10 protein-coding genes are annotated in these 13,952 nt (G+C 39.6%); 5 read left to right on the forward strand and 5 right to left on the reverse strand.

Annotated elements, in window-relative coordinates:
* The first annotated feature begins 55 nt into the window (after window positions 1-55).
* The gene (locus OQX62_RS14920) at window positions 56-1,663 is read left to right on the forward strand and encodes a TPM domain-containing protein (RefSeq protein WP_265832367.1); all 1,608 of its coding nucleotides are present in this window, start codon (window positions 56-58) and stop codon (window positions 1,661-1,663) included.
* Between the two features lie 7 nt (window positions 1,664-1,670).
* Here OQX62_RS14920 and OQX62_RS14925 read toward each other — a convergent pair whose 3' ends face one another.
* The 4 genes from OQX62_RS14925 to OQX62_RS14940 are packed head-to-tail and all read right to left on the reverse strand — an operon-like array spanning window position 1,671 to window position 8,395.
* A complete protein-coding gene (locus OQX62_RS14925) occupies window positions 1,671-2,810 on the reverse strand; it encodes a cytochrome-c peroxidase (protein WP_265832368.1) in 1,140 nt (379 codons plus the stop codon).
* 6 nt (window positions 2,811-2,816) lie between these two features.
* Window positions 2,817-4,355, reverse strand: a complete 1,539-nt coding sequence (locus OQX62_RS14930; RefSeq protein WP_265832369.1) for a DUF6850 family outer membrane beta-barrel protein — start codon at window positions 4,353-4,355, stop codon at window positions 2,817-2,819.
* A gap of 3 nt (window positions 4,356-4,358) precedes the next feature.
* Window positions 4,359-5,693 (reverse strand): DUF4876 domain-containing protein, encoded by a 1,335-nt coding sequence (locus tag OQX62_RS14935; protein WP_265832370.1) that lies wholly within the window; start codon window positions 5,691-5,693, stop codon window positions 4,359-4,361.
* Window positions 5,694-5,698: 5 nt separating this feature from the next.
* The gene (locus OQX62_RS14940) at window positions 5,699-8,395 is read right to left on the reverse strand and encodes a TonB-dependent receptor (protein WP_265832371.1); all 2,697 of its coding nucleotides are present in this window, start codon (window positions 8,393-8,395) and stop codon (window positions 5,699-5,701) included.
* A 297-nt stretch (window positions 8,396-8,692) separates the two neighbouring features.
* On the opposite strand from OQX62_RS14940, the gene OQX62_RS14945 reads away from it, so the two are divergent.
* From OQX62_RS14945 to OQX62_RS14960, 4 genes are all read left to right on the forward strand, one after another.
* Complete coding sequence (locus OQX62_RS14945) at window positions 8,693-9,028, forward strand: hypothetical protein (protein WP_265832372.1); 336 nt, start codon at window positions 8,693-8,695, stop codon at window positions 9,026-9,028.
* A 140-nt stretch (window positions 9,029-9,168) separates the two neighbouring features.
* Window positions 9,169-9,846 (forward strand): hypothetical protein, encoded by a 678-nt coding sequence (locus tag OQX62_RS14950; protein ID WP_265832373.1) that lies wholly within the window; start codon window positions 9,169-9,171, stop codon window positions 9,844-9,846.
* 57 nt (window positions 9,847-9,903) lie between these two features.
* On the forward strand, window positions 9,904-11,955 hold the full coding sequence (locus tag OQX62_RS14955; protein ID WP_265832375.1) for a hypothetical protein: 2,052 nt from the start codon (window positions 9,904-9,906) through the stop codon (window positions 11,953-11,955).
* Window positions 11,956-11,960: 5 nt separating this feature from the next.
* Entirely contained in the window at window positions 11,961-13,229 is a 1,269-nt protein-coding gene (locus tag OQX62_RS14960) for a hypothetical protein (RefSeq protein WP_265832376.1), read from the forward strand.
* Between the two features lie 11 nt (window positions 13,230-13,240).
* Here the strand turns inward: OQX62_RS14960 and OQX62_RS14965 are convergent, their stop codons facing one another.
* Window positions 13,241-13,921 (reverse strand): pseudouridine synthase, encoded by a 681-nt coding sequence (locus OQX62_RS14965; RefSeq protein ID WP_265832377.1) that lies wholly within the window; start codon window positions 13,919-13,921, stop codon window positions 13,241-13,243.
* Between the last annotated feature and the right edge of the window lie 31 nt (window positions 13,922-13,952).

Raw genomic sequence — 13,952 nt, forward strand, 5'->3', positions numbered from 1 at the left:
GAATAAATATCTCTGCTATGGGCAAACCTTAAGTACTGTTAATTGTTTATTCTTTATGTTAAAAACGCTCCGAACTGTTCTCCCCTTTTGTCTGCTTTTTTTAGGCGCCTGTCATACATCAAACACAAAAAAAGATGTTCTGCAATCTATTCCTGATCCAAAAACGCTGAATGAAAGTTATGTCAGCAATCCCGACAAATTGCTTTCTGAAGGAACCGTTGCTGCATTGAACAGTAAACTCAGTAGTCTGGATCAATCCGGTACAGCGCATATAGATGTTGTGTTTGTGAATAGCATCGGTGAAAATGTGCCCAAGGAGATTGCACACGAATTGTTCAATTTATGGAAGATAGGCAGCAAGGAATCGAACAATGGACTACTGATCCTGATGGTGAAAGATCAGAAAAGGATAGAATTTGAAACTGGCTATGGTCTGGAAGGGGTATTGCCTGATTTGCTTTGTTATAAAATACAGCAAAATAAGATGATTCCTTATGCCAGAGAGAACGACTATGACGGCGCCATTATCAACGGTGTTGATGCGGTGATTGAGCAATTGAATAATGAAAGCAGTAGTGCTTATACCAGTAAAGATACTGTTGAAAGCAATGTTGGAACTGGCATAAAAGCGGTTGATGACACAGTCATGCCACAGCGGACAGAAAATGATGCTTCCGAGGCGATGGATATTGTCTCTGCTCCACCTGCCCCGGAAATAACTTCAGTCCCTCAAACGCAAAGCAATGTTGGCAGGTCGCCTGAAATTTTCGGTCTGTTCACGCTGGTATTGCTATTTCTTTATGCGTTAGGAGCTATACTAATTTCCAGAGGTGTTACAGGAAAGTCTGGCCGCGGGATATATAAACATCCGGTATTTTACGTGATATTCATTGTTCCTGTTGCAATAAGTTTACTCCTTAATTATTTCCTTCCTTTTTCGTATTATAATATCAGGATGATCCTGGTGATATATATCTTTTTATATGTTTATCTGATTATCCACTTCAAGCGCTTGGGTAAACGTTTAATTCATCAAACAACAGATTTATCTGCAGCAGACAGGCATGAGCAGTTCATGTCTTTGCAGGCCAGATTTTCGCCATTGGTATGGATCATGAAAACTTTTCCATCGCCACAACTCAAATCTGTCTGGCAAACTTATACAGAACGTAACGAGTGGCTCAGATCTGCTCCAATTACATGTGCCAGATGCGGGAACAAGATGATCAGGTTAGCGGAAAACCGCGAAGATCAATACCTTAGCAAAGGACAGATTGTTGAAGAAAAAGTGAAGTCCGTGGATTATGACGTCTGGGTATGCAGATCCTGCAATGATCAGCTTACACTCAATTACAAAAATAATTCCTCTATCTATCGGGAATGTCCGGAATGCCATTTTTTAACTTATGGCGTCCTGAAGACTGTGATCATTAAGAATGCAACCCGAAGTGCTGAAGGTGCCGGGATTGACACTACTTCCTGTAAAAACTGCAATTATGAACAGAAGCGGAGTTTTGTGATCCCAAAAATAGCCAGAAGTTCCGGTGGGTCAGGTTCTTCTTCTGGCAGTAGTTCATCCTCATCTTCAAGCAGTAGTTCATCTTCTTCCTCCAGCAGCAGCGGTGGAAGTTCTGGTGGTGGTGGTTCAGGCAGCAGCTGGTAAATTGAGCTTATTGCGGAAGAACGGGTGATCTGTCTTTCCAGGGCAATGTACTGATTGATTCCATAAAGGCAATGACCGCAGCTTTCTCAGCGGGTGTGAGTTGAAGTCCCTTCAGTAGTTTATCCTTAACAGGAAACTTAGGGTCGTCCATCTGCTCAGGTCTGCGTTTAGGTGTGGGCATGCCTGCATTGTACATATTCATAACCCCTTCTATGCTACCGAACAGGCCATTATGAAACCATGGTGCCGTACGCATTACGTCCCTCAAACCCGGAGTTTTAAATTTACCTATATCTTCTATCTGATGCGTTACGTTGTACCTGCCTAAATCTTCATATTTCCTGCCATAATAAGTGAGGCCCAGATTATGGAATTCATTATCGGTTAGTAACGGACCATTGTGACAGTTCATACATCTTGCCTTTGTGCGAAACAAATGTAATCCCAGAACCTGCAGATCTGATAATGCATTTTTATTACCTTCCAGGAAACGGTCGAATGCCGCTTTTCTGCTCACTAATGTACGCTGAAAAATAGCAAGGCTCTCGAAGATACGTTGATTGGTTACTTTCTCATCACCAAAAGCTGCAGCAAATAGCGGATGATATCCTTTCACTATTTGTAGTTTTTCCGGTAATACTTTTATATCCTGATGCATTTCTATTTTTGAACTCATTGGTCCACCAGCCTGTTCTTCTAAACTTGCCGCGCGACCGTCCCAGAATAATTTCTTCAGGAACCAGACATTTTGTAAGGTTGGTGCATTCCTTGAATTTGCTGCGTGGTCATGACCGATAGAGACTTCTCTCCCATCTGTATAGTTCAAATCTGGTGCATGGCAGCTGGAACAGCTGATCTGATTAGACGCCGATAACCTCGGATCGAAGAAAAGGAATCTTCCAAGAATGGCTTTACTCCGTTGTACCGAATCTTTCAGGTTTACCGGTGATTCCGGTAATACACCCAACTCTGTATATACTACTCCAGAATCTATTGTTGCTTTAGGCCATAAGGCGGGTGCTTGAGCATATAGCTTCCGCAAAGAATCTACAGGAATATCATCTCCATTTTTAAATTCATAGGAACGGAAGGATACAAAAAGCAAAAATGCAAGTACAGAGAATAAAGCAGGGATAACGTATTTCATGATGTATTAAAAATATAAATTTATACCCATACTCAAGGTAAAATAACCTTTTTCAGGATAAAAACCGGTAGCGAGCCGATCATTATTATTGCTGAGTTTGTTTTGATAACTGGTATTAAAATTGACTCCCGTCCGAAAATCTTTGAAGATGGATGAAGTAACATAATTGAAATGGAAGGCAGCCCGGCCAGAAGTAGAAGACCAGTATTGCTCATTTGGGTAGATCACTCCTGTCGTAAATAAATCCGTCTGAATTCCTCTGATGTTCAATGCAGTATTTAAGGGAAATTGTCCGGATAGTGAAAGGCCAGCAGTAATCAGGTCTTTATTGGTGCTATGCCAGTATTGGTTTAATCCCAGCTGAGGAGAGATATATTTGTAACTAAAGTCTACATCGTCTGATGCATCACGTTTGTATACATGCTGCTCAAACAGTTCTGCAATCCATTCCGTTTGAGCACGACGGCTACTTTTATGTAAATAACTGTAAGTCATTTGGGCATCCTGACGCCTGAAGGTCCAGTTCCTGCTATTGGATTCAATAATTCTGTCATCTCCATTATCCTTTGAGAAAGACAAAGTCAATTGCTGATCGTGTCTAGCTGTGGATTGTGCAGCTAAAAAGTGGAGCTTTTTTGTTACAATTTGAACCTCTTGTAGCATACCTGCACCAATACTTGTTTCATAGTCATTCCGTAACTTATCATTTGCTAACTGATAACTGAATTTTGCTGAAAAATTCCAGTCAGCAAACCTACCGGCATAGTTCATATTCAAGCCGCTGAAACGACTGTTGAGGAAAATCGCTTTATCGATCCGAATAGGACTGTAACCGTAACCGAAATTCAGATAGGCTATTCTGTCAGGATATAAAGTTGAACCGACATAATTATCATTTTTAAAAGAAACCGTGTTTTTTTCCTCACTATAACCTGCTGTAATTCCCAGACCAAAATAATGCTGGTGGAGTTTATAAGTGATTTCAGGATTAAAAATGATTTTATGTGTCTGGCTGGATAGCCGGGGATCCACCGTTCCAGCTGAAGAATTGTAGAAATAGTCCATACCAGACGATAAATAAAACTTGTCTTTGAGCAGTTCATAAGAGATGATACCACCTCCGGTATAGATTTGCCTGCCATAGTTTCCAGCTTTAGATGCAAAAATATAACTCGGCTGATCGGAATTCTGAATACCTCTGAGGTTATAAGTTAAGCTATCGTCCTGGGCACGCTCAAACGAAAAATAACCCAACAATTTGAAACGGCCAAGTGCAACTATTCCTTCTGAATTAAATGTCACTGCAGTACTGGTTTGTGCCACTTGAGGCAGTCTGAAGCTTCCTGTTCCATATCGATAAGTAAGACCAGCATAACCATAGGTATCGATGTGACTGGCTCTCAGCTGTGTGGCATCTTTCCGCAGCATCGTAATTGAAGCGGCAGACTGACGGTATACAACCAAACTATCTGCAGCATCCCCTTTTTGTGCGAGGGATGCTACAGGTAATATAAAGCAGTAAAATAGTGTAGTGAGATACTTCATCTTTTATTTAAAGGCTGATTTTGTTGCATCTGCCATAGTGAGGTAATCAAAATCCTGTGAAGAATTATTGGTGTCTTTCAATATCCTTCTTGTTCCGGCAGTTTTGCTGGTTTTACGGATAACAGATTGCGATGAGTATGATCCACCAGCGGTAAAAGTAAAGCCGGCATCAATGGCGTCAGGCAGGCGTTTTGCAGCTCTGCTGGTCACTACTGAATGTGTGATATCAACCCCATCAATCAGTACAGCTACCGGAATTTGTGTGAACAGGTCCGTAGTATTGGTGAGTACAGTTTTTTCCGGATCAGGATAGCTTTTCCATTGACTGATGTTAGCTGATGTTTTAAAAATTACAATTGCTTCATAACCGTTACTGTTTAAAATCATATCGCGACCATCAGAACGTAAAACCTGCAAATTCGGTACATTAGGATTGTCCGCATCAGAAGGAAGCGGATTAACACCAGGAAGATCACCATAATAAGCTTCAAAGTCTGCCTTACTCAAATCTACTGTCAGACTTGGATCTTTAACAGAAACACCTACACCATCGGCACCAATATATGGTGTTTTGTGATTCTGTGCAGTTTGCGCAATAATTATACTTGCACCGGGTTGAACCGGATATTGCTTACCTGTTCCTTTTATCATATACATGGTTTTAGCATATACATAATTAGTATTTGGACTACTCTCTGCCATTCCAATAGCATTGGCCCAGTTAAACTGGCCATTCGGTAAAAATGCAGGCTTGCTGATATCTATGCTAGATACCCTGGTATTTTTTCCATGCACCTGTGCAAGATAAAGGCTATCTGCATACAACACCGTATTTGAATTATTATACAACTCAATGAACTGGTCACGGAAAATAGCTCCTGTACTCACATTCGATCCACCATAGTAGATTTGTTTGATCACCCAATCGCCCAGCCTTCCAGCAGTCAGCGTTATAGCTAAAGATCCCGTAGCACTATTGATATTAGTTTCAATACTTCCATTGAATGACACATCAGTAGCTGAATAGGCTCCTGTAGCAGTTGAGTAATCTGCAGCACTGACAAGCAAGCTGGCCACTACTGCATAATTACCTGGTAGTATGCTGGAAAAATTAACCATCCCATTGGCGTCGGCCTTTGCTTTGATGATGTTTCCAGTAGTTTTATTAGTTAGCGTAACTTCTGTATTGGTCAATGCAAGGCCAAGTCCCGAATTTTCATTAGCAAAACTTAACTGAAATGATTGGGCAATAGGTTGCGCTTCTTCGACTGCCTCTTTTTTGCAGGAAGAAAAACATAACATCAGCATTGCGCTGAATAAGAGTAAGGATTTGTTCATTGTATTTAAAATTTAATTGATAGTTCTGCGCCTACACTTGTAGGTACAGAAAGAGTTTGAACGGATTGGGTTGCAGTGTTGTAATACCTTGTTTTTACATTCAGAAAATTATTGGCATTGATGGAAAGCCGGATCTTTTTCCTGATCTCTTTGGCTATCCTTATAGAAAGATTGGCTACAGGAAATGGGATTGATACCTCACTATCTGAATTACTTTTATCTTCCAGATGGCCATAATCTTCATTCTGCGGATCGAATACGGGAATTTCATAGCGATTCAAATCTTTGTCCATCCAGGCAATGGGCCTGTTAGTAGCCTGATTTGTTTTCTGCCTGGTCATCCAGCTGATATCTGCCAATAGATTAATCACAAAACCTAATTGAGGAATATGTGTGGCTGTACTGACTTTAGACATCAGGTTCCAATTGACCAACTCCGTTGGTGCATAAATGGCAATCCAGGCTTTTTTTCCTGCATCGATCATCGCTTGATTAGTCTGACGCATAGATTCCTCACTCAATTTGAAATAGCTATAATTGATGGAGTTGTTCAGCGTGATGCTGGTTTCAATCGCTTTGATTTTTTTAGAAGAAATTGACCATTCCAGTCCGTAATTATCAGAATTGGTACTATTTCCCACTGTGTTTACTGTGGCTATGCGGGTAAAATAGTTGCCATTCGGTGTGGCAATTGGTTTACCACCTGTCAAGGTAGTAATAGTATATTCAGGTAAAGTGTAAACCTTAAAATTTTCTTTAGTGCTAAAACCATCTTTGTCCTTTTTATAATAACCGAAGAATGAGGTGCTAAAGTATTTCTCTGAGATACGAATTCCCAGCTCCAATTGATTGGACTGACTGGATTTGAGATAGCCATTGTCTGGCAAAATTCTGTCTGTATAGAAAAGAGCAAGACTTTCATTCACGCTGCCATTGCTAACACTTTTGATTGGAATATCTACATAGACAGGAGAGGGATAACGGTGAGCAAGTGATGGCCCTTTAGTGGATATACCATAAGCTGCATTCAGTTCTATTTTATTATTGACCGTGTAAGACATATTCAAGCGGGGCTGTAAATTCGCCTGTCCGTTTTGAACGTCATAACGCAACCCTGGATTGAAGGTTAAGTCTTTATGCAAGATTTTGAGCTTGAAATTATCCTGCAGATAGAGACCATAATTGAAGATGTCGGGCAGACTTTCATAAGAGTAAGGTCGCTCGTTTTGGTAGTTACGATTTGCCCATCGGGGTACCGTAGGGTCGACAATGATACCCTGACCATGATTCCGAGCATAATATATGTTTGCGCCTATGCTCAGTTGATGCAATACTTTTCCTGTATATACTTCATTGGCTAAACTTATATTTCCATTGATATTGACAGGATTGCCTTTAATGTGCTCAACTGAAGTGTACTGACCGGGTATCAAATAACCTTCATAAATAGCATTAGTGGTATCTTTATCTGCGATAGCGAGAGGTGAACTATTGAATCGTCGCTGAGAATAGGTTTCACTGTAGGCATTGCTGTAACCTACGCTCATGTCCAGTCTTTTGGCGATATTTCCTTTCAGATTTAACGAACTCCGGTTGCTAATACTGTAGCTCCTCGATTTAGCAAATGATTTGAGTAGCAGATCATCATCCGGATCAAGCCGCACGTCATCAAACCTGGATGAATAGTCTACAGATAGCGTGTTTTTAAAATTTTTGAATAAATAGCTTGTCCACATCGCATTACTGTTTACTCTGGTATATTTCTTAGTCAGGTCGCTCGGATCATCAAGACTACTCAGGTAATTTACACTCATGTTCAATGCTCCCCATTTTTTGCCCAGGATATAACCTTTGGATAAAGAAAGATTGGTAGATGCACCATTGATCCTGGTTGAAAACTGATAAGGAGATTTTCCGGCCTGGCGATTAATGATTACCGCACCTGAAGTAAGATCACCATATTTAGCACTGGCCACACCGGTAATAACTTCTATACTCTCAATATTATCTACTGGAATATCCCTGATATCCAGACCGGAAAATGGAGTATCAAAAGTGCCGTATTTCTGGCTACCTATTTCTGATCCTGAAACACCAAACTTACCCACACTCCTGTTCTGCATATTTGCATTGTTCGACAGCTGGATATCATCTACAATAATTGCTGTACCAAAGGAGTTATTCATTGCCTGTAAACCTGTGGCCTCAGTTCTTAATGTAATGGTTTGTGGAGATTGCAGGTTGGGTGCCAGCGTCTTTTTTCCCGGCAGGTTATTCAGTACATCCGCCAGACTGAATGCCTGAATCTGATCCAGCGCGGGTCTGTCAAAAACGATAGATGAGTTTGATTGCTGCTTTTTCCTGACCTGATTAATCTCTACCTCAGCGAGTGTGAGACTTTCATCTTCTAAAATAAATACTGACACAGCGTCTGATACCTGAACGGTTTTTTCGATAGTTTTCTTTCCAATAACCGCGATCTTCAGATTAATTTCAGGTGAAGCATATTGACGGGCTAAGCGAAAGAAAAAATACCCGGCGCTATCTGTAAATGTAGAGCGGTTTAGATTTTGTAGTAATACTGTGGCAAATTCCACAGGTTTAAGATTTGCATCTACTACCCTTCCTCTAACTTCAGAAGTTTGAGCGAAAGAGGATAGACACACAGGTAGTAACAATACAAATAGTAATGGTAATCTCAATTTAGAACGATTCTTGTTAAAACGCAAAGATGTATATTATACACTAAGTATCCAAACTATTTAGACTAAATCCATTTAATGAATTTTTTCCCACTTATTTCATGTTTTATCAATACTCAATACGCTGACCCCATTTATTTATCAAAAAATTAACAATGAACTAAAGTTTCAAAACATTTTCAATGCTAAATCGTTATTATGTAATATATTTGATAAAAGAATTCCGCCTTTCGAGAATGTAACATTTCCGTTGGCATAGGAATTCAACTAAACAACAGACAGTTCACGCTTTTACTAATGGATCTAAATCAGGATGTTACCGATCGCCAGCAGGAAATCAGGTTTTTTAAGTTAACGCTTTCACAAAGTTTGTTAACGGGCATTCTGATTACAATAATTGTGGTGCTAACTCTTCTATTATCGCTGATGGCGAAGGACAAAAACTTCATTATTGCTTACCTTGTGTATTTTTGTCCCGTAATTACATTATTTATTGGTGGATATGCATTTACTTATAAAGGGAAAGAATACCGGTCATCTCGCTTTTTATTCTACGTACTGTTTAGCTTAAGTGTTGTCATTTTAGCTGGTTTAGAACTATTGTCGGGTATGGGACAAGCGTACTCACATTAATCATCTGTATGAATTTTAAATCATTAAACCCGTTAAATAAACTGTACCTGACAATCGTTATCGGTCTCACTGTTACTGTTTTGTTAAGGCTCTGCAATTTGATCTGACCATGGTAAATAATCTTTAATCTTATATACTACATGCACTATAAAAAGTTCCTCTTTATTCTGATGCCCGCCATTTTATGCTGTTTCTCTTCATGTTTCCAGGTCATAGAGGAGATTAATGTAACCAGTAATGGTTCAGGAACAGTGACGCTTACAGTCAACCTCAGTTCCAGCAAAGCGAAAGTTGCTTCTATTATGTTACTGGATAGTATTAATGGTTATAAGGTTCCTACAAAGCAAAAAATCCAGCAGGAAATGGATGAAGTTGTAGTCTATCTGAAGAATTCACCAGGCATTGGTAACGTCACAAAGAGGGTCGATTTTGTTAACTACATTGCAACGGTCAGTTTTTCCTTCCAGAATATCTCCAATATCAACAATATCAACCAACGCGTTTTAAAAAAGCTCAAGGTGAATGCAGTGAGCAACTCCTCCTATACCTATAACACGACAAGCAATATATTTCAACGTAATTATGCACATACTACACAGGCTGTATTACAATATAACAAGTTAAAGCCGGAGGTTAAAAACGTCTTTAAAGAGGCTACGTATACTAGTATTTACCGGTTTGACCGCCCTGTGGTCAGCATGAGCAATCCGCTGGCTAAAACCTCGAAGACAAAACGTGCAGTAATGCTCAATACAGGTATTTTAGGGCTGATCAATGGTAAAACCAATATTTCAAATAAAATAATACTTTCAAAATAAGACTATATCAATCATAAATAAAAAGCTAATCTACTTAACAATCTTATCTGATATCTAATGAACTATACTATTAAGTGTGCCGCAGCATCTATTTTATTGTCAGTTGCAACGATCCAAACAGAAGCGCAGGACCTGGCGCGCAGAATTCCATCCAATGCACTTGCCGTCGTAACTGTAAAAGGCGAGCAGCTTACACAGCTCATGTCTGTTGAAGAGTTCAACAGGACTTTTATGGGTGTAGCGCTAATTGATAAACTTTCTAATAAAAATAAGGGAGGAATGAACTCATTGGATCAATTTGGCCTGGATCCGAATGCTACCTATTATTACTATAATCAAAGCAATGACAGTGTTACCTATAACTGCCTTTTGGCACCTGTGAAAAGTGCTGCACAAATTGATGAAGTGTATAAGCTGCATGGTAAAAAATTTGAACAGAATGGTGAACTGCGCTCACATTACAGCAAGGATAGCACGGGCATTACCTTATGGAATGAGAAAATGGTGCTGTTTGTACTGGCAACTGGGAATAGCAAATATTTCTCCCGTCCTGAGGTAAGGGAACGTCTGGGACTACTCGCACCTGATTTTTCGGCTCCAAGTTATGCTGATGCCGTTGCAGATAGTAGTGTTGTGGTTACTGATGTTGATACCGTTGCTTATGGAGCACCAGCTGATGCAGCAGATATTGTGGTTGTCGAGGCAGATTCTGCTCCACAGATTGTCATAGACCAGCCAAAACCAAAAAAAAGTGCCGTAAAATCCAAGACTAAATACAAAAAGAAGAAATCCATAAAAAAACGCAGTGGAAAAAAGCCTAAAAAAAAGGCCGTAGTTGTGGTTCCTGAAGAGGATTACGCAGTAGACAGTACGATGGTTGCTACGGATAGTGGGTATGATAACTATACTCCCGATTCAAGTTTATATAAACATGATGACAAAATCAAAAATGCTTTAGCCGGAAAATGGGCTTATGCCATGGCAACTGCTTCTTTCAGCAAACAGCCTGACAGTTCGATTCTCGACAACAAAGATTTTGTGAAAAGTGTAGATAACAAAGCTGAAATGACCGTATGGATTTCCGGTGCAGAAGATTTAATGAATACTTATGTGCCTCAAAGCATTTTCAAAGGAGTCAATTTTCTGAAAGGTTATGGTAGCGCCAATGCAAAGTTATATCTGGAGGATAAATCTATCCGTTTAAGCACAGCATTAACGGTTAGTAATGAAATGGCGACCGTGTTTAATAAACTGAATAAAAGAAAGTTAAACAAGAAGTTTTTAAATTATATCAATGAGGATAAAATGATAGGATACATGGCTTATGCGATGGATAGCAAGGCTTACCTGGAGGAATATCCTAAGCTGGTTTCGAAAATGTATGGTATCGTATTAAATGATGAAATCAACATGGCGACTGACCTCTTTTCATTGTTACTTGATGAAGAAGCGGTTAGTAAGGTACTGAAAGGTGATGCAATCTTTGTATTCAATGGTTTATCGCAAAAAGAAGTTACTTATACCGCTAATGAGTATGATGAAGATAATTTTGAAACAAAGGAAGTAACTAAGACCAAACAGGAAACTTTACCTGACTTCCTGTTCATGACCTCTAGCGAAGATACGCGGTTATTTGATAAACTGATTACTTATGGAATTAAGAAAAATGTAGTCATCGGTCATGAAAAATATTTTGAGCTGAAAATGCCTAAAAGTCCGATGACAGTGTTTTTTGCGATTAAAGATGGGATCATATTTTTTGGTTCGGATGCAGCAGAAATGGAGCAGATCGTCAACAATCGTTATACTGCGAAAATTTCTTCCATACATAAAAAGATCATTGGCGGAAACAATTATGCAAGTTATTTCAGCGCGAAAAAGCTGGCTGGAAAAATCCCCGTTGATGCGCTGGCAAGTAAGGAAAAGATGGATAAAACCAATAAAACTTTAAGTGAATTGGGAGACATATATCTAAAATCCTTACCAGCGAAAGGGAATACTTTTGCCGGAGAAGTAAGCATGGAAATTCCTGCAAATCAGAAAAATGCCTTAAAATACATTATGTCATTGCTGGAAAATTTAGATACAAAAAAAGCTGACCAACAATAAACAAGATGACCCGCACGAAAAAAACTCTTTTTATATCAGCAGCAATAATCGTATTGCTGCTGATAGCGGGTTACGTTTACCTGCAATTCAGAAAACATGATTCCTTTAAAGTCCATATTCATAAAGAAGCCTCACTCCTGCTGAAAGTTAATGTAGATGGTTTACTTTTCGAAATGGGTTATAGCAATAAGCAGGACAAAAGTAATGCTCCCCGCGGACTGGCTGTTCCTGCCAATGTGTTTGTCTACAATTTGCGCACAAAGTCACCACTCACTTTTTTCTGCTCCCTCCCGGTAAAAGATACCACTGAACTGAGAAACTACCTCAGTAAAGTAATGGACGTATCATTTACAGGCCGGAACCCTGAGGGAGAGCTATCGGGGCGAAGCAAAGATGGCAGATTGACGGTACTGTATAATGCAAAAAATATTGCTTTCTCTTATAGCGTGCTGAAGGAGAATGTGACGGTCATCTTAAATGATATCCTGGAAGGTAGAAATACGCTAAAAAATTCAGATCCAAAGATTCAGCAACTAAAAAACACCACAGCACACTTCTCTTATAGTTATGAAAAGTACAACGGTGCAGGTAGTATTAAGGATAATCTTCTGGTGATGACAGGATTCTTTCCTATTGCCGGTCTGGGTGTACCTGATCAATCTTTGGAAAATAGGAACCTGATCAGCAAACCTGCTCTAAAGATCTGGTTGAATGCTGATCTGAAACAGTTTTTTCACCAGAAAAACTTAGCGCTAAATACCTTTACATTACCTCTTGATTCGATAGCAAAGAATTATGGCGGCTACGCAGCACTGGAAGTAGGAAATTATACAACTCAGGAAAATCAGGAAGTTACTTATGAGTTTAATGAAGACTTTGAGAAGGTTCAAGTGCTCAAAACCAAAAAGGTAAACGTGCCGGACGTTAGCGTTCTTTTTAAAGGAAAAGCGACTCCCATGGTTCACTATCTGCATAAAAATGATATCCTGCAGCATAACGTACTCAACAAAGAGTTATTCCCGCTATATAATGTATATACTGGAAATGACGAATCGACATTACTGTTTAGCACCGCAAAAACAGCAAGAAAATCCCCGTCAATCCTTAACACACCATATTTTTTCTCCGCAAATATAGCATTCAATCAGATCAGGAAAATCAATCAATTTCCTATAATGAATAGCTATATCAATCCATTTCAATACCTGAAAGCCAGGGCAAAAAAACAGGACGCTTCAACGGGGCAGTTTGACCTGGAACTCAAATTAAACTAATCAGCTAAGCGCTATAACCAGTTCATCAATTCCATTACACGGTTAAATTCATCATTCAATGATGCTTTCAAATGAATGGGTTCATTCGTTACCGGGTGAGTAAATTCCAGTTCCGAAGCATGTAATAACATTGTGGTCATCTCCCACTGTTCTTTAAAAAAACGGTTCTGTTTATTGCAGCCATGTTTACGATCGCCTATAATTGGATAAAATATATGTGCGAAATGCCGCCGTAGCTGATGCATCCTGCCTGTTGTAGGTGTAGCTTCAACTAATGAATATCTTGATGTTGGATGTTGTCCCAGCGGGATATTTAGCTCTGCTCTTTTGAGCGTAACAAATGCGGTAAAGGCTTCCTGCATATTTCCATTTTCCTTTGCCAGCGGATAATCTATTTCCTGGCTATCAGGAGCATGACCTCTTAGGATGGCAAGGTATTTCTTTTTGACTTCTGCATTTTGAAATTGCTGATGCATGGCTATTTCCGCGTCTTTATTGAATGCAAAAAGAAGCAGACCGCCCGTTTTACGATCCAGCCTGTGCACCGGACTCACATATTTGCCAATCTGATCTCTTAAGAGCTGCAGTGCAAATTCTTTCGCATCGGTGGCAATGGAAGAACGGTGCACTAATAAACCATGTGGTTTATTGATCGCTATTAGATGATCATCCTGGTATACAATTTCAAGCATTATCTTTTTTCCGCGAAGATAGCTTAATTCT

This window comes from Pedobacter sp. MR2016-24, from assembly GCF_026239655.1.
Taxonomy (GTDB): Bacteria; Bacteroidota; Bacteroidia; order Sphingobacteriales; family Sphingobacteriaceae; genus Pedobacter.